Genomic DNA, 16,661 nt, shown 5'->3' on the forward strand with positions numbered 1-16,661 from the left:
TTGTCCGTCACGGGGCGTCTTCATGGGCACCGAGATCCATCCGGACGTCCACGACCCCCTCCACGGCCCGTACGGCGCGTGCGAGCAGCGGCACCAGCGATCGGTCGGAGAGTGTGCCGCGGATCGTGGCCACACCCTCCGCCACGGCGACGTCCAGCTCTGGAGGGACGGCCGGTTCGCCGAGGACCGAGTGGCGGATGTCTGCTTCGATCTCGTCGTCTTCACGGAGGAAGACCTTGAGCAGGTCGCTGCGGCTGACGACACCCTCCAGCATGCCGATGTCGTTCACCACGGGAAGGCGCTTCACCTGTCGCGTGGCCATGATCCGCGCCGCCTCGGCGAGGGTGGCGTCCGGGTGGACGGTCACGGCCGGGCTGGACATGAGCTCGCCGGCCCGCACGGCTCCGGCCTTGGACGCCGCGGCGAATTCGTCCGGGCGGGGCTCATCGAGCCGGAACTCCTCCTTCGGCAGAAGATCTGCCTCCGACACGACTCCGACGACACGCCCCTCTCCCTCGAGGACGGGGACGGCGCTCACCTTCCACTGGTCCATCAGCGCGACGATCTCCTTGTACGGTGCGTCACGGCCGATCGCGACGGCGGTGTGGGTCATGACATCACTGACGGTGTAGCGCGAGGCTGGCATCACGTTCTCCCAGAGGGGTGGTGATCTACAGGCCGTTCCCGTGCGGGGCGTACGGATCCAGCAGCCGCACACGGGTGGAGAAGAGACGGTGGGCGAGCATCTGTCCGACGAGGTGGTCCGAGGCGAGGCCGAAGACCGGATCGGCGTCCATCAGCATGCGCGCGGTCGCCGCGTCGATCTTCCGCTCGTACCCGTGAAATGGCCTCGGCTCCGAAATGCCAGCGGTACGGCTCGAACAGCCACGACCAACCGAGCAGTTCGCCTGAGCTGACGCTGTCGGCCACAGCCGGCGGCCTGCTGGGAACGCGGACGTCCAGAGTGACGGTTCCGGTACGGATGATCCAGAACCGATCGGCGTATCCGTCTTCCTCGAACAGCCGGGTGCCTTCGGGGAAGTCCACCGGGCCGGCGCACTGCAACAGCCGGTCACGCTGGTCGGCGGAGAGAGCTGCGGTGAGCCGTGGGCTTGGGGGAGTGCTCATCCGGGGCCTCCTGATCCGTGTCCACCCCCAGTCTGGCCTCGTCCCGTGATGGGACAGGAGGGCCGGATGGCCCCCTAGGGCCCTCTTCGGCCCGCGCGAGGGGTGTCAGACCCGCCCCTGGCGTCCCACCGTGTGCGGCACGCACCGGATTGTTGATCACAAGCTCGACGCCGCCTGAGCGACCTTCCTGCACGTGTCTGAGGAAGGCCGCCCAGGCCGGGTGACGCGGAGAGGCGCGTCGCGCCCTGGCTGACGGAGCACGGCTTCGCGGACCGCACCCGGTCCCGGGGCCGGCGAGTGCGTCGGCCAGGATGTGCGCGGACCTGATCGTCGCCTCACCGGCCGACGCAGCCCGTGGGTCTTGGCACTCACGTCCAGCCGAGCCTGTGACACTCCACGGGATGAAGGCCCTCGCACGGCGGCCTCCGCTACGGGAGAGGGGCCTGTTTGACGTGCCCTCACGCTGGCCCGTGGCGTCCTGTGTGGGTGAGTCAAGCGACCTGGAGGGCCGCGCCCCATGCCCTCGCGCGATCCCTTTCGCCCTCGCGTAGCGGTCCTTCGGTGTCCTCGATGATGAATCCCTCCGGTTCCGCGACGAGTTCATAGCCATGGCCGCGCAGCCGACGTGCGATGCCGCCGGCGGCGGCGCCGGCCAGGCGCATGTCCGCCCGGGTGTCGAAGGCTGCGGCGGCATGGGTGCCGGTGTGGACCTTCGGGAGCGTGCCGTGGAACCAGTCGCGGACGCCAGGACCCTCGGCGCCCTCCTCGGGGGTGAAGGGACGCTCCTCCTTCTCGGCCCCTTGCTCCTCGGCCTTCAGCCCCATCTTCCGGCTCATCCCTGTGGTCATGCCCCTGATATGGGTCGGCCCGCCGACGACCAGCAGGTCGGTGGGGCCGATGCGTTCCGGCAGTGCGTCGACGACTGCCACGCACTCGACCTCGGCGTCCGGATGCGCCTCCTTCACGCCCTCTCCGATCGCGTCAGCGATCTCGCGCGTGTTGCCGAACAGGCTCTCGTAGACGATCACAGCACGCATCACGACTCATCTCCTCAGGTGCTTCGTTCTCCGGCCTCCGCGGCCGCTTCGATCGCCCGGAGCGCCCCGCGCAGCACGATGCCGACGCCCGGGGAAACCAGCGTCCAATAGCGGCCGAACCGTGCGATGGAAGCCGGGTCGGTGCAGGCTGTGCGCGCCTCGTAGGTCAGCAGGGACCCTTGCTCCCCGTAGGGGTGGACGACGAAGGCGGCGGCCATCTTCGCCCAGCCGGGCTCGTCGAACCCAGCGAAGTCCCCGGGCTCGACACGGCGCCACTCGATGGCGGGCTTCCACACCTTGCCGACCGCGCCGAAGACGATCTCGCGGCCGGCGCGCTCACCCAGGGGGATCCAGGGCTGGGCCTCGGCGTCCTCCTGATCACCACCCGCGGCGGTGTCGAACAGATCGGACACCCGCATCGAAGGCGGTGTGACCACGGGCCGACGGCGCATTCGGTCCGGCACTCCACGCGCCCACATGACCGCGTCGAACAGCGGCGAGTGGATGGCCAGCATGTCAAGATCACGGGCTGCGCCGTACACGACGTCCGGCACGGCGGCGATCACCGTGCACTCCAGGCGGGAAAACCGGAAATCGGGCAGGACCGCGTCGAGCAAGAGGGGCTCGGCGACGCTCAGGTCGGCATTCATGAGTACCTCCCGGCATCCGTCACCACCAGTCTGATCCACAGGCCAACCATCTGGCTGGGGCCGAACGGTCCCCCCTCGCATCGCGATCGTGGCCGCCTCCTCCATGGCGGCGTGACACCGTAGTGGCCCGAGCCAGCCGATCGCGACGGGTTCGGGGCGGGTGAAGTCGGTGCCGTCGAGCGACACCATCACCGGTACGAACCGGGCCACGGTCGGCACGAGGAGCGCGTAGACGAGGACCTGGAGCGCGACGCCGTCGGCGAACGCCTCGGCGGCCAGTGCGCCGAAGGCGTACCAAGCGCCAGGGCCGGTGGGTGACTGAAGTCCTGCACGAGGTCGAGGGAGTCACCGCCGATGACGGAGACGGTGTTCGCGTACCAGAGGTCCGCCGCGAAGGCCGCGACGAAGCCGTCGCCTCGACGAGGACGGAGGCCGCGTACGTCAGGAACGGCAGCGCGGGCCCCGCCATGCGCAGGCTCCCCCGCATACAGTGCAGCGGCACAGCCATGGCGTCCGGCTGTTGCCGTACGGCTCCAGACCGACCGACCGCATGTCCGCTTCGGCCCGCTAGGCCCCGCAGCGCGCTCCCCCCGGAGGATTGCCCGACAGGCGTCGGTGACGGCGCGAAAGCCCAGGTAGGAAGCCGTCTCGCCCTACCCGGAGCGATGTTCCTCACACACATCGGACGGGGGTGTCGGTGTAAAGTCGAGACCGCCCTTGACCTGCACAAAGCAGGCAGGGAGCCGTCTTCGAGGAGTCCACAGTGCTGCGCACTCTGTTCAAGTCCAAGATCCACCGGGCGACCGTGACCCAGGCTGACCTGCACTACGTCGGTTCGGTCACCGTCGACGCCGACCTGATGGAGGCGGCCGACCTCCTTCCCGGCGAGCTGGTGCACATCGTCGACATCGACAACGGGGCCCGGCTCGAGACCTACGTCATCGAGGGCGAGCGCGGTTCCGGTGTCATCGGGATCAACGGCGCCGCCGCGCACCTGGTGCACCCCGGCGACCTCGTGATCCTCATCAGTTACGCGCAGGTCGAGGACGCGGAGGCCCGGACGTTCGTCCCGCGTGTCGTGCACGTCGACGGCGACAACCGCGTCGTCGAGCTCGGGGCCGACGCCTCCGCCCCCGTCCCCGGCAGCGACACGGTGCGCCCCCCGCACGCGGTGGCGGCGCCCGTAGCCGTACAGCACTGACCCGATCCGAGCCAGGGAGAGCCGCCGCATGGCCGAGCTGAAGATCCACGACGACCGGTCGAACGGGCGCCTGGAGGCGTTCGAGGACGACACCTTCGTCGGCGTCGTCGTCTACTTCGTCCTGGACGCCGAACCCCACGCGCTCGTCGCCGTGCACACCGTCGTCGAGGAAGGCCACGAGGGCAAGGGGATCGCGGGGGCGCTCGTGCGCGAGTTCTACGCGATCGCCGCCGGCGAGGGCGTGCCCGTCGTGCCGCTCTGCCCGTACGCCGCGAAGTGGGCCGAGCGCCATCCGGACGAGGCCCCGGTCCCGGCCTCCGATGTGGTCCGCGCGGCGAAGCTCCAGCTGAAGGCCACCCCGGACCTGTGGTGATCACGGCCGGGAGCTGACCCGAAGGGGCGGGATCGGACGGGCCCGCTGACCCGAAGGGCGGGTCCGGCGGGCGCGGCGGGTCCCGCCGGGCCACTCTGGAGACGGACGAATCCGTCGACAGAGAGGCCCGCCATGACCCAGCCCCCCGTTCCCGGCCCGCCCCCCTCTCCCGTCCCGCCGCCCGTACCGCCGCCGGTCCCGCCGCCCGTGCCCCCGCCCAACCCGGTCCCCACGCCACCGAGCCCCCAGCCCGGCGGACCCGTACCGGAACCGGAGCCTCAGCCCCAGCCCGGCCCCGCCGGCCGGCGCCCGGCGTCAACATGAAGGTGACGTACGGCGCCTGAGCTTTCGCGAATCCCTTGTCACGGAGCGTGCGCCACCCCTAACTTGGACGGCTGTCGCTGTGTTCAAGGGGGGCCCATGGCCGTACGCGGACGTCACCGCCGCCACCAGCCGAGCCGGATCAACCGCGCTTCGCTCACCGTCACCGCGGGAGGCGCCGGAATGGCGCTGCCGCTCATCGGCGCGGGCGCCGTGCAGGCCGCCTCGCTCGATGTCTGGGAGAAGGTCGCGGCCTGCGAGTCCAGCTCCAACTGGCGCATCAACACGGGGAACGGCTACTTCGGCGGCCTCCAGTTCAGCCAGTCCACCTGGGAGCGGTACGGCGGCACGCACTACGCGCCGCGCGCCGACCTGGCCTCCAAGGACCAGCAGATCGCCATCGCCGAGCGCGTCCTGAAGGGCCAGGGGCCCGACGCCTGGCCGTCCTGCGCACCCCGCGCGGGTCTCGCCCGCGGCGGGGACGCGCCGGACCTCACCCCCGGCGGTACGGCGACCCAGGCGTCGCGCGGCGGGAACGCGCCGAGCACCGCCTCCCTGCCGGGCGCGCGCGCCTTACCCGAGCAGCCGACGAGGAACGTCGGCCCCACCGCCGTGCCGACCGTCCGCGAGATGTACACGGTCACGCCCGGCGACTCCCTGTCACAGATCGCCCGCGAGGAGCGCGTCCAGGGCGGATGGCAGCGTCTGTACGCCGCGAACCGGCCGGTGGTCGGCGACGACCCCGACCTCATCCACCCCGGCCAGCGCCTGACCCTGCGCATCGCCGCGCCGAGGAAGGCGGAGGGGGCGGCCGCGGCGAAGACCGCCGCACCGGCGCGGACGGCACCGCCGACCACGATGCCCCCGCGGAAGTCCGCCGCCCCGAAGCCCCCTTCGGCCGCGACGCCCTCGGCGAAGCCCGCCGCACAGGCCCAGGTGCCCCGGACCCGGCCCGCCGCGCACCCCGCGACGAAGCCCACCGCCAGGCCCGGCACGAAGCCCGCGTCGGGACCGGCCACGAAGCCCACCGCCCGCCCCGAGGCGAAGCCCACCTCCAGGCCCCAGGCCAAACCCACCGCCCGCCCCGAGGCGAAGCCCACCACCAGGCCCCAGGCCAAGCCCACCGCCCGTCCGAGCACCAAGCCCGCGGCCCGGCCGTCCTCCAAGCCGCGCCCGCCCGCGGTGGAACAGGACCGGTACTCCGCCCCGATCTCCGCCGGCATCGGCACCCGCTACGGCACCCGCGGCTCGTCCTGGTCCAGCGGTTACCACACCGGCGTCGACTTCCCCGTGCCCACCGGGACCTCCGTCAAGGCCGTGGCGGCCGGACGGATCGTCTCCGCCGGGTGGGGCGGCGCGTACGGCTACCAGATCGTGCTCCGCCACGACGACGGCCGCTACAGCCAGTACGCCCACCTCTCCTCGCTCACCGTCCGCGAGGGCCAGCGGGTCCAGCCGGGGCAGCGCATCGGGCGCTCAGGATCGACCGGCAACAGCTCGGGACCGCACCTCCACTTCGAGGTCAGGACGGGACCCGGGTACGGATCCGACATCGACCCCCTGGCCTACCTCAGGGCCCGGGGCGTCACCCTCTGACCCCGTCGACGACCCGGCCGGCACCGTCATCCGGTCCCGCGTGAGCTGGACCAGACCGCCCGCGGCGACCGCGCCGCAGATCAGGGCGGCGACGGTGCCGGCCGTGCCGTAGCGGAAGCTCTCGCCGAACAGGGTCAGGCCCACGGCGGCGGCGACCACCGGGTTGACCACCGTCACGGTGGCCAGCGGAGCGGCGAGCCCCGCACCCCGGTACGAGGCCTGGGACAGCAGCAGGCCGGTCACCGCGAGGGCGGAGAGCACCAGCAGACCGGTCCACTCGGCGAGCGGCGCGCCGGGCGTCCACACCTCCGCCACCGCCTTCGTGAAGACCGAGGCGATCCCGAAGGAGACCCCCGCCGCCGCGGCGAGGACGACACTGCGCAGCACGGACCGGCCCACCAGGTGGGCGGCCGTGAACAGGACGCCCACCCCGGCGAAGGTGCAGACCGCGAGCAGCCAGCGGTCCCCGTCGCCCAGGGGCCGCGCCTCGGCGCCGCTGGTGAGGCTCAGCAGCCCGGCCAGGCCCACCGTCGCCATCAGGGCGCCGCGCCAGGCCCGCCGACCGGCCCTGCGGCCGACGAAGAGGGCCGCCATGGGCAGCGCGAAGACGATCGTGAGGGCCCCCAGCGGCTGCACGAGGCTGAGCGGGCCGTACGCGAGGGCCGCGACGTGCAGAGCCGCGCCGACGCCGTTGAGCAGGACGGACCCCCACCAGGCCGGGGTGCGCAGCGGCGCGTACCGCGGCCCGGCGGCGGAGGCCGCGACCCGCTCCTGCACGATCGCGGCGGCCGCGTAGGCGACCGCCGAGACCAGGGCCAGGAGGACGGACAGCAGAAGGGGACTCATACCTTCCACGATCCTCCTTCCCGGCCGATCGCGTCGTCGTACCAGGGGACGTCTTCGCGGGTACCGCCGACGCAGTACGAGGCCGCCCCGTACGCCTGGAGACGTACGACACCGCAGGTCGGAACAGGTGTAAAGAGTCTTTTTCGGGCCTGGCGTGGGGAAGCGTGCGGGGCGCTACGGTGAGCGGACCGCAGGAGCAGAAGCAGGGGGGCCACGGATGGATCTCGTCGAGAGCGGATCGGTGGGCGGCTTCTTCGCCCTGCGGACCTCCGCACCCGGGAGCGGCGGCGCGCACCGCCCGCTCGCCCGGCTGTACGCGGGGGAGGACGGCCCCCTCCGCGCGCGCGTGGACCGCGTCGCCGCCCGGCTCGGCGCCCCCGAGCGGCGCGTCGGCGCGTCCGTCGCCCACCTCGGGCTCGCGGCCAGGCTCTGGTCGACCGCCCTCGGCCCGGCCGCGCTGCACGGCCGCTTCCCCGACCTCGCCCCCGCCGAGCTGTACTGGGACGGGGCACTGACCTCACCCGACGACCTGTGGTGGGCGGGTTCCGCGACCCGCCCCGGCACCGTGGACGAACTCCGGGCGGCCGTCATCGAGGCCCACCTGGTGCCGCTGCACGCGGCGCTGCGCCGCGACGGCCGTGTCTCCCCGCGCCTGCTCTGGGGCAACGCGGGCTCCGCCCTCGCCGGGGCCCTGCGCGAACTGACCCGCTGGGCGCACGCCCACGGCCGCCCGGAGGTGGCCGAACGGGCCGCGGCACTGGTCTCCGGGCTCCTCGGCCACCCCGACCTCGCCGGTACGGTCCGGGGCCCCCGGCTGCGCCGTGCCAGCTGCTGCCTCTACTACCGCTGCCCCGGCGGCGGGCTCTGCGGCGACTGTGTCTTCGACCACGCCCCCCGAACGGGTTTGGATGCGCGGCCATCCGCTCCGTAAAGTTGCCCTTTCGAAAGCCCACGAACGGCGACCCGCCCACGAACGGCGACGTACGAGCGAACGAGGAACCCGAAGGCCATGACGGTGACCGAAGAAACCCAGGACTACGGGCCGGGTGTCGACCCCGAGCGCCTGGCCGTCTGCCTCAGCGTCCTCGACGAGCTCGACAAGCTGGACGTCGACCACCCGGACGCGATCCGCGTGCGGCGCGCCACCGCCGGCATCTACCGGACCGTGAAGCAGCGCCGCCGCCAGGAGCGCCGGGCCGCCAAGACCGCCAACGACCGGGCGGTCACCGAGGCGACCGCCACGGGCTCGGCGCAGCGCATCGACGACGAGACCGAGGGCATCCTGCCCTCCTCCGTCACCGAGGAGGGCCGGATCGCCGGGATACTCCAGCGTCCCCGCTCCTGCTACGTGTGCAAGACGCGGTTCGTCGAGGTCGACTACTTCTACCACCAGCTCTGCCAGAAGTGCGCCGCCGAGAACCGGGCCAAGCGCGACGCCCGCGCCGACCTCTCCGGCAAGCGCGCGCTGCTCACCGGCGGCCGGGCCAAGATCGGCATGTACATCGCGCTGCGGCTGCTGCGCGACGGCGCCCACACCACCATCACCACCCGCTTCCCCAAGGACGCCATCCGCCGGTTCAAGGCGATGGACGACTCCGCGGACTGGATGCACCGCCTGGAGGTCGTCGGCATCGACCTGCGCGACCCCGCCCAGGCGGTGGCCCTCGCCGACCAGATGACCGAGGCCGGGCCGCTGGACATCCTCATCAACAACGCGACGCAGACCGTGCGCCGGCTGCCGTCCGCGTACGCCGCCCTCGTCGACGGCGAGAGCGCCCCGCTGCCGGCCGGTGAGCTCCCCGCCCACCACGTCATCGGCGCGTTCAACTCCGGCGCGGTCGCCGAGCTCGGCACCGCGTCCGCGCTGCCCGTCGGCGTGAGCGGTCTCGAGGCGCAGCAGGTCGCGGACCTCGCCCTGGTCGCGGGCAACGCCAGCATCGCCCGGCACCTCGACGGCACCGCGATCGACGCCGGCGGCCTGGTGCCGGACGTCGTCGACACCAACACCTGGGTGCAGAGCATCGAGCAGATCTCCCCGGTGGAGCTGCTGGAGACGCAGCTGTGCAACTACACGGCGCCGTTCATCCTGATCAGCAAGTTGCGTCCGGTGATGGCCGAGGCCGCGAAGAAGGCGGCCAGCGGCCGTTCCTACGTCGTGAACGTCTCCGCGATGGAGGGTGTCTTCAGCCGCGGCTACAAGGGCGCGGGGCACCCGAACACCAACGCGGCGAAGGCCGCGATGAACATGGTGACGCGGACCAGCGGCCAGGAGATGTTCGAGACCGACGGCATCCTCATGACCTCCGTCGACACCGGCTGGATCACCGACGAGCGCCCGCACTTCGACAAGCTGCGCCTCGCCGAGGCGGGCTTCCACGCCCCGCTGGACCTGGTCGACGGCGCGGCCCGGGTGTACGACCCGATCGTGCGCGGCGAGCAGGGCGAGGACCTCTACGGCTGCTTCCTCAAGGACTACGCCCCCGGAAACTGGTAGAAAGCGGTTCCCGCCGCTGCTGACAAGAGCGCCTCACCGGCCGGTGGGGCGCTCTTTCCGTCTCTCTTCACCCGATCGCGTCACACTTCGGAGCCCGGTAGAGCGCGGACGCGCTCATTTGGTTACTCTGATGTTCACGGTCGGCCACCGGGGAGACACACCGTCCTCACGGTCGACCAGGGACAGGTCTGTCACCAAGGCCGCGGTCCCGCCCGACGAACGGCGCCACCGCGACCGACCGGCACATGTCCCACAGGTACGCGACACAGAGGAGTGCGCGGTGACACCCGAACTGACGAAGCAGGAACCGCGACCGGCCGAACGTAACGACCGGCCGCGCAAGAACGGCGAGCTGGGCAGCCTCGAAGTGTGGGCCCACGCGGCCCCGATCCGGCTCGCGGGCTACGAGGACGACCTCGCGGAGCCCCACATCCTGCCCGGCATCGACTGAGTTCCTTGCTTCACCCCCCGGTGCCCCCGGCCTTCCCAGGCCGGGGGCACCGGCGCGTTCAGGGCCGCGTCCGCTCCCGGAGCCGGCTCGGCGGCAGGTACTCCCGCAGAAGCGTCCGGTGCCACCAGGCCCCCGTCTCGCGCAGCTCCCGCCAGGTCGTGTACCGGTAGCGGTACAGCCGGGCGCGGACGTACGTCGGCGGCGCCCCGGGGAAGGGGTTGTGGGCGAGCAGGCGCAGGGTGTCCCGGTCGCCGTCGAGCAGCCGCTCCACGAACGGCCCGAACCACGCGCGCGCGTACCCCGGGCTGAGCGCCGCGAACCACATCAGCCAGTCGAGCCGCAGGTGGTACGGGGCGAACTGCCGGGGCATCCGGCGCGGGTCACCGGGCTTGCCCTTGAAGCCGTACTCCCGCCACACGGTGCCGGCGTGCGGCACCGGTTCGTCGGTGCCCTCGACGACGATCTCGTCCCGGACCCGGCCGACCGTGCCGAAGGCCCCGTAGGTGTTGACCAGGTGGTACGGGTCGTACGAGCGGTTCATCGCCTGGTGCCGGGAGAGCAGGTTGCGCACCGGGCGGTAGCTCCGTACCAGGACGAACACGGTCAGCGCGACCACCAGGGCCACGTACCAGAGCGGGGGATCCGGCCGCGGGTGGGCGCCGGTGAGCGGGGAGGCGTCGACGGCGGAGAGGGCGATCACGATGGTGATCCAGTTCAGCCAGGCGAAGTTGCCGGAGAGCACCAGCCAGAGCTGGGTCGCGATCATCAGACCGGCCGCGATCGTGGCGACCGGCTGGGGCGTGAACAGCAGGAACGGCACGAGCAGCTGGACGGCGTGGTTGGCAGCCGCCTCGACCCGGTGCAGGGGTCGCGGGAGGTGGTGGAAGAACCAGCTCAGCGGGCCGGGCATGGGCTGGGTCTCGTGGTGGTGGTAGAGGCAGGTGAGGTCGCGCCAGCAGCGGTCGCCGCGGATCTTGATGAGCCCGGCGCCGAACTCGACCCGGAAGAGCAGCCAGCGCAGCAGGAACAGGACGAGGACGGGTGGCCCGGTGTCGTCGTTGCCGAGGAAGACCGCCAGGAACCCGGTCTCCAGGAGGAGGGACTCCCAGCCGAACGAGTACCAGGTCTGGCCCACGTTCACGATCGACAGGTACAGCCCCCAGAGCAGCAGCCACAGCAGCATCGACACCGGCAGCGGCACCGCGTCCCCGACGCCCGCCACGAGCGCGAGGGCGAGCGCGGCGCCGGTCCACGCGACGGTCGCGAACAGGCGGTCGGAGTAACGCCAGTGGAAGAGGGAGGGGGTGTGCCGTGGCCGGGTCCCGCGGACGTACTCCGGTACGGGGAGCATGCCGCGCTCCCCGATCAGCGCCCGGAACTGCAGGGCTGCCGAGAGGAACGCGACGCAGTACAGCCCGGCCAGGCCCCGCTGGAAGAGGATCCTGCTCAGCCAGTGGTCGGGTGCGGTGAACCACTCCATCGCTTCCAGTATCGGCCCGGGATCACGTCCTGACGAGGTACCGGAGGGTCCGGCCGAGGCGTTGGGCGTACGCGCGCTGGAGGAGCGGGACCAGGGGGCCGGCGAGCCGGGTGTACCAGACGCCGGGGCGGCTGAACGCGGTGACGGTGAACCGGACCGTGCCGTCGGGGTCGAGGTCGACCACGAAGGACTCCTCGCCGCACTCCGGGTGCCCGGTGACGGTTCCGTAGGCGAAGCCGGTGCGGTCCTTGTCGTACGCCGTCCAGATCACCGAGCAGGGGACGCCGATCCGCAGCGGCCCGATGCCCGCCGACACCTCGACGGCGGTGCCGGGCTCGGCCCGGTCGGTGTCGGCGAGGACGCGCGCCCCGGAGGCGCGGTGCATCCGCCAGGTGGTCACGGCGGCGCCCGCGGCCTCGAAGGCGGCGCGGCCGTGGCCGACGACCGCGGTGTGCCGGAGGTGGTGGTAGCCCTCGGGGAGCGCCGCCGGGGACCGGGTGGCGCCGACCTCGGGGTAGGTGAGGGCGGGGCGGGGGCGCTCGCGCCGGGACAGGCTGCTCAGGAGGCGGGTCATGCCGGAAGCTCCGTTCGCGGGTGGGCGGTGGGGGAGGGTGCGGGGGTGGCGCGGCGGTCCGACGTGAGGCGGCGGCGGGCGAGCAGCGCGCAGACGGTGAAGCCGAGCGCGTTGCCCAGGCCGTGGGTCGCGGCCGTCCAGGTGAGGTCGAGGTGGGGCAGTCCGGTGGCCTCGCCCAGCGCCCAGCTCAGGGCGAGCAGCATGGTGACGAAGAGGACCAGGGCCGACACGGTGAGCAGGGCGCGGGTGAGGCGGTCGGCCGCGGTCGCGCGGCGCTCGCGCAGGGTCAGGACGGCGACGGTCGTCATGCCCGCGGTCAGGACGACGGCCCCGGCGAGCTCGGCCCAGTCGTCGACGAAGTAGCCGAGCAGGACGAGCAGGGTGCCCGCGGGGACGCTGAGCGCGGCGAACCGGGCGGCGGGGCCTTCGGAGACGCGGCAGAGGAGCCCGGCGACCAGGGCCGCGGCGAAGCCCGCGAAGTGGAAGTGCGGGACGGTGAGGGCGAGGAGTTCCAGGTCGAAGCCGAACAGCGGGTACGAGGCCCGCTCGGCGACCAGCGCGAGACCGGCGACGGACGGGGCGACCAGGGCGGTGAGCACCGCCACCCCGCCCGGCCGCAGGGAGCGGGTCAGGAACAGCCGGGCCGGGGCCTGGAGCGCCAGCGCCAGGGTGGCGAGGGCGTAGACGGCGGCGAGCGCGGTGGACAGGCCGGAGCGCGGCAGCCAGAGCGAGAGCACCCCGGGGACCGCGAACAGCGGCCACGCGCGACGGAGCGGGTCCCACCCCGGTGGCCGGGGGCCGTCGAGGAGGGCAAGCCCCGTCGGGACCACCCAGAGCATGCCGATCGTCACGACCGCACCCACGAGGACCGACAGCGCGGTCATGGACACCACCCGACTTGAACGTGTTCAACTGACACGTCCGAGCGTAGGCCCTTTCTTGAACGTGTTCAAGTACTTCGGTCGTGAGCGGAACCCGGTCGGCCGCCCTCCGCTTGCGGCGGTCCGCCCCCTGCGACAGACATGAAGGACGTGCCGGAACCGGGCGCCGTGGCCCGGGGGAGAGAAAGCGGGAGAACCAGTGCGCTCAGCCCCCTGCCGAACCCGGCGGACCCCCACAGCCCCCCGCGCGACCCCCGCCCTCGCCGCGGTCGTCGCCTCCCTGCTGCTCGGCGGCTGCTCCTCCGCCTGGGAAGGGGCGCGCGGCGGCGCGGCGCCGGCCGCCGTCGACACCCAGGAGATCTTCCTCCAGCCGATCGCCGCGCAGGGCCCCGACCCCTTCACCGCCTCCACCGCCCGGACCACCGCGCGGTCGTCCTCGGGGGAGCGGCAGCCCGGCCCCGAGGCCGAGCGGGTCCGCGAGGTCACCGGTTCCACCCCCGGGCTGTACGGCGGCACGCGCGCGGAGGGCAGCTGCGACGTCGAGCGGCAGGTCTCCTACCTCGCCGCCGACCAGGACAGGACCCGCGTCTTCGCCGAGGCCGCCGGCATCCCCGAGACCAACGTCGGCGCCTGGCTGCGCGGACTCACCCCGGTCGTCCTCCGCGCGGACACCCGGGTCACCAACCACGGCTACCGCCAGGGCCGGGCCCACGCCTACCAGGCCGTCCTGCAGACCGGCACCGCGGTCCTCGTCGACCAGTACGGCGCACCGCGCGTCCGCTGCGCCTGCGGCAACCCGCTCCGCACCCCGGCCGCGACCCCGGAGGGCATCCACCGGGGCGACCCCTGGGACGGCTTCGACCCCGACCATGTGATCGTCGTGCGGCCGACGACCACCGTCGTCACCAGCCTCGTCATCGTCAACGCCGTCGACCGCAGCTGGATCGAACGGCGCACCGGAAGCGACGGGGCCGAGGACCGCAAGCCCGCCGTGGAACCGGACTGCGACCCGGACGCGTGCCGCCTGACCGGCTCCGGTACGCCCGACCCCAGCGCCCCCGACGGCAGCACCTCCCCGGACACGCCCCCCGGGACCCCCTCCCGGCCCGCCGAGCCCCCGGCCGTCCCGCCGGCCCCGGAGAGTCCCGCCAGCCCCGACGCCTCGGGAAGCGGCGACACGGACACCGGGCCGAGCCCCGCCGACCCCGACCCGTACCCGGTCCCCGAGACGGAGCCGTACCCCGACGCCGACACCCCGCCCTACCCCGACCCGGACACCCAGCCCTACCCCGACCCCGACACGGAACCGTTCCCCGATCCGGACGCCGAGCCGACGGACGAGCCGCCCGCCGTGCCGGACGGCGAACTGCCGCCCGAGGAGCTCTTCCCGGCCGGGCCGCTCCCCGAGCAGCCGGAGACCTACGAGGGGTGAAGCGGATCTTCATGGTGCGCCCGGGCGGGGCTGCGCCTAGCGTGGCCCCATGAACGCGGTCAGCGGGGGCGGGGAGGCGGTCGAGCGGAACCGCCCGGCGGAGGAGGGGCGGATCGACCGGGCCCGGCTCCTCGGCCGCCACGGCTCCGTCTTCCGGATGGGCGGATTCGACTGGGACCTCCTCGACGGCACGATGATCATGGACGAGGCCGCCCTCGACGTCTTCGACATGGACCGCGCCGACTACGACGACCGGCCCGAGACGCTCGGCACGCGGGTCCTGCCGGACGAGGGCCGCCGGCTCGACACCCTGGTCGCCCAGGCGCTCAAGGACGGCAGCGAGCACTACGGCGCGTACTTCCGCATCCGCCGCCGCGACGGCGTCCACCAGTGGACCCACACCCAGGGATTCGTCCACCGCGACGACACCGGCCGCCCGGTGCGCATCGTCGGCGTCGTCCGCGACGCCACCCACGAACTCAGCGAGTCCGCCGCCCGGCTCGGCCTCGACGAGGGACGGCGCCGGCGCGCCGGAGTCGTCGAGGGCACCACCGCGGCGCTCGCCTACGCGCGGACCGTGCAGGACGTCATCGACCTGCTCAACGACTCGCACGCGCTCGAACACTTCGGCGCCGCGAGCCTCGTCGTGGGCCTCCTCGACGCCGGCCGCATCCGTCTGGTCGCCGAGGGTCCCGAAGGCGCGTTCGTGCCGGGCACCCGCTTCACCCGGGTGGACGAGCCCTATCCGATGAGCGAGGTGATCCGCACCCTGCGCCCCCGGTTCATCGAATCCGCCCGGGACTTCGCCCGCTCCTTCCCGGTGCTCTGGCCCCACATCAGCGGGCTCGGGATCACCGCGGCCGCGTATCTGCCGCTCATCGCCCAGGCCCGGCCCATCGGCGCGCTCGGACTGCTCTACAGCGACAAGACCGGCTTCAGCGAGGACGAGCGGACCCTGCTCGTCGCCCTCGGCAGCAGCATCGCCCAGAGCCTCCAGCGGGCCATGCTCTACGAGCAGGAGCACGACCTCGCCGAGGGCCTCCAGCAGGCGATGCTGCCGCGGCGGATCCCCGAGGTGCCCGGCGCCCAGACCGCCGTCCGCTACCGCTCGGCCCGCCTCGGCCGTGACATCGGCGGCGACTGGTACGACCTCATCGCGCTGCCCGGCGGGCGGGTCGGCGCCGTCATCGGAGACGTGCAGGGGCACGACACCCACGCGGCGGCCGTCATGGGGCAGCTGCGGATCGTGCTCCGCGCGTACGCCGCCGAGGGGCACCCCCCGGCCACGGTGATGGCCCGCGCCTCCGTCTTCCTGCACGAACTCGACACCGAGCGCTTCGCGACCTGCACCTACGCGGAGGTCGACCTCGGCACCGGAGTCGTCCAGGTGGTCCGCGCGGGCCATGTCGACCCACTGCTCAGGGAGGTCGACGGCAGCAGCCGCAGGCTCCCGGTGGAGGGCGGGCTGCCGCTGGGGCTCTCCGCGGAGTTCGGCCGCCTCGACTACCCGGTGACCACGGTGGAACTGGACCCCGGACAGACCCTGATGCTCTACACCGACGGCCTGGTCGAGAAGCCCGGCTCCGACCTCGACGAGGGCCTCCAGTGGCTCTCCTCCCTCGTCCGGCGCGGCCCCGCCGACCTCCAGGAGCTCGCCGACCACCTGTGCGACGTGGTCGCCGACCGGGGCGGCGAGGACGACGTCGCGATCCTGCTGCTCCGCCGCCACGGCGCGGCCGCCTCGCGCGGGGCCGGCCGGTTCCGGCAGCACGTGGCCCAGAGCGACCCGGAGGCGCTGAGCTCGGCCCGGCACATGATCAGGGCCGCCGTACGGGCCTGGGGGGCGGGGGAGCGGGCGGACGAGATCGAGCTGGTCGCCGACGAGCTGATGACCAACGCGCTCATGCACACCGACGGCGGGGCGATCGTGACCCTGCGGGTCCTCGGCGGACCAGGGCGACGGCTCCGGGTGGAGGTGGAGGACCGTTCGAGCGCACTGCCCCGGCGCCGTGAGGCCGGCGAGGCGGGCGTGTCCGGGCGCGGACTGTTCCTGGTCGACCAGCTCTCCGACGTCTGGGGCGTCGAATCGCGCGGCGGCGGCAAGTGCGTGTGGTGCGAGTTCGGTCTGGAAGACTGACCCAGTTAACCGAGCGTGAACTGATCGTACTTGACCGTAACTGTCGGTGCGCGATTGACT

Annotated in this window: 15 protein-coding genes and 1 pseudogene; 8 read left to right on the forward strand and 8 right to left on the reverse strand. The window is 73.0% G+C overall.

The features are described 5' to 3' along the window. Positions 1-7 precede the first annotated feature (7 nt). From AMK29_RS16080 to AMK29_RS16095, 4 genes and pseudogenes are all read right to left on the reverse strand, one after another. The gene (locus AMK29_RS16080; RefSeq protein WP_073813330.1) at positions 8-646 is read right to left on the reverse strand and encodes a CBS domain-containing protein; all 639 of its coding nucleotides are present in this window, start codon (positions 644-646) and stop codon (positions 8-10) included. A gap of 25 nt (positions 647-671) precedes the next feature. After that, positions 672-1,128, reverse strand: a pseudogene (locus AMK29_RS16085) (Crp/Fnr family transcriptional regulator). Between the two features lie 491 nt (positions 1,129-1,619). Continuing rightward, on the reverse strand, positions 1,620-2,156 hold the full coding sequence (locus AMK29_RS16090; protein WP_198942250.1) for a flavodoxin domain-containing protein: 537 nt from the start codon (positions 2,154-2,156) through the stop codon (positions 1,620-1,622). A 23-nt stretch (positions 2,157-2,179) separates the two neighbouring features. Beyond that, a complete protein-coding gene (locus tag AMK29_RS16095) occupies positions 2,180-2,815 on the reverse strand; it encodes a hypothetical protein (RefSeq protein WP_143202896.1) in 636 nt (211 codons plus the stop codon). Positions 2,816-3,578: 763 nt separating this feature from the next. On the opposite strand from AMK29_RS16095, the gene panD reads away from it, so the two are divergent. The 3 genes from panD to AMK29_RS36160 all read left to right on the forward strand — a co-directional run bounded on the left by panD (position 3,579) and on the right by AMK29_RS36160 (position 6,306). Beyond that, positions 3,579-4,016: an aspartate 1-decarboxylase gene (panD, locus tag AMK29_RS16100; protein WP_073813334.1), complete on the forward strand. Its 438-nt coding sequence runs from the start codon at positions 3,579-3,581 to the stop codon at positions 4,014-4,016. Positions 4,017-4,044: 28 nt separating this feature from the next. Next, complete coding sequence (locus AMK29_RS16105; protein ID WP_073813336.1) at positions 4,045-4,389, forward strand: GNAT family N-acetyltransferase; 345 nt, start codon at positions 4,045-4,047, stop codon at positions 4,387-4,389. A 420-nt stretch (positions 4,390-4,809) separates the two neighbouring features. Further along, positions 4,810-6,306: a transglycosylase family protein gene (locus AMK29_RS36160; protein WP_073813340.1), complete on the forward strand. Its 1,497-nt coding sequence runs from the start codon at positions 4,810-4,812 to the stop codon at positions 6,304-6,306. On the opposite strand, the gene AMK29_RS35645 is transcribed toward AMK29_RS36160, so the two are convergent. Further along, positions 6,187-7,152 carry a DMT family transporter gene (locus AMK29_RS35645; protein ID WP_073813342.1) on the reverse strand — a complete coding sequence of 322 codons (966 nt, stop codon included), beginning with the start codon at positions 7,150-7,152 and terminating at the stop codon, positions 6,187-6,189. The genes AMK29_RS36160 and AMK29_RS35645 overlap by 120 nt on opposite strands. A 217-nt stretch (positions 7,153-7,369) precedes the next feature. On the opposite strand from AMK29_RS35645, the gene AMK29_RS16125 reads away from it, so the two are divergent. The 3 genes from AMK29_RS16125 to AMK29_RS36715 all read left to right on the forward strand — a co-directional run bounded on the left by AMK29_RS16125 (position 7,370) and on the right by AMK29_RS36715 (position 10,097). Continuing rightward, positions 7,370-8,083 (forward strand): (2Fe-2S)-binding protein, encoded by a 714-nt coding sequence (locus tag AMK29_RS16125; protein WP_073813344.1) that lies wholly within the window; start codon positions 7,370-7,372, stop codon positions 8,081-8,083. Positions 8,084-8,161: 78 nt separating this feature from the next. Beyond that, on the forward strand, positions 8,162-9,646 hold the full coding sequence (locus AMK29_RS16130) for an SDR family NAD(P)-dependent oxidoreductase (RefSeq protein WP_073813346.1): 1,485 nt from the start codon (positions 8,162-8,164) through the stop codon (positions 9,644-9,646). A gap of 280 nt (positions 9,647-9,926) precedes the next feature. Further along, positions 9,927-10,097: a hypothetical protein gene (locus AMK29_RS36715; RefSeq protein ID WP_198942251.1), complete on the forward strand. Its 171-nt coding sequence runs from the start codon at positions 9,927-9,929 to the stop codon at positions 10,095-10,097. 58 nt (positions 10,098-10,155) lie between these two features. Here the strand turns inward: AMK29_RS36715 and AMK29_RS16135 are convergent, their stop codons facing one another. The 3 genes from AMK29_RS16135 to AMK29_RS16145 are packed head-to-tail and all read right to left on the reverse strand — an operon-like array spanning position 10,156 to position 13,026. After that, the gene (locus tag AMK29_RS16135; RefSeq protein WP_073813348.1) at positions 10,156-11,577 is read right to left on the reverse strand and encodes a lipase maturation factor family protein; all 1,422 of its coding nucleotides are present in this window, start codon (positions 11,575-11,577) and stop codon (positions 10,156-10,158) included. 22 nt (positions 11,578-11,599) lie between these two features. Continuing rightward, complete coding sequence (locus AMK29_RS16140) at positions 11,600-12,151, reverse strand: DUF1990 family protein (RefSeq protein WP_073813350.1); 552 nt, start codon at positions 12,149-12,151, stop codon at positions 11,600-11,602. Continuing rightward, positions 12,148-13,026 carry a YndJ family protein gene (locus tag AMK29_RS16145; protein ID WP_073813849.1) on the reverse strand — a complete coding sequence of 293 codons (879 nt, stop codon included), beginning with the start codon at positions 13,024-13,026 and terminating at the stop codon, positions 12,148-12,150. The genes AMK29_RS16140 and AMK29_RS16145 overlap by 4 nt, the downstream gene beginning before the upstream one ends. 205 nt (positions 13,027-13,231) lie before the next feature. On the opposite strand from AMK29_RS16145, the gene AMK29_RS16150 reads away from it, so the two are divergent. Both AMK29_RS16150 and AMK29_RS16155 read left to right on the forward strand, forming a co-directional pair. After that, positions 13,232-14,464, forward strand: coding sequence for a DUF6777 domain-containing protein (locus AMK29_RS16150; RefSeq protein ID WP_073813352.1), 1,233 nt, complete (start codon positions 13,232-13,234; stop codon positions 14,462-14,464). Positions 14,465-14,621: 157 nt separating this feature from the next. Next, positions 14,622-16,601, forward strand: a complete 1,980-nt coding sequence (locus AMK29_RS16155) for a SpoIIE family protein phosphatase (RefSeq protein ID WP_241845452.1) — start codon at positions 14,622-14,624, stop codon at positions 16,599-16,601. Positions 16,602-16,661: the final 60 nt, after the last annotated feature.

The sequence above is a fragment of the Streptomyces sp. CB02261 genome (assembly GCF_001905665.1).
In the GTDB taxonomy this organism is placed as follows: Bacteria; Actinomycetota; Actinomycetes; order Streptomycetales; family Streptomycetaceae; genus Streptomyces.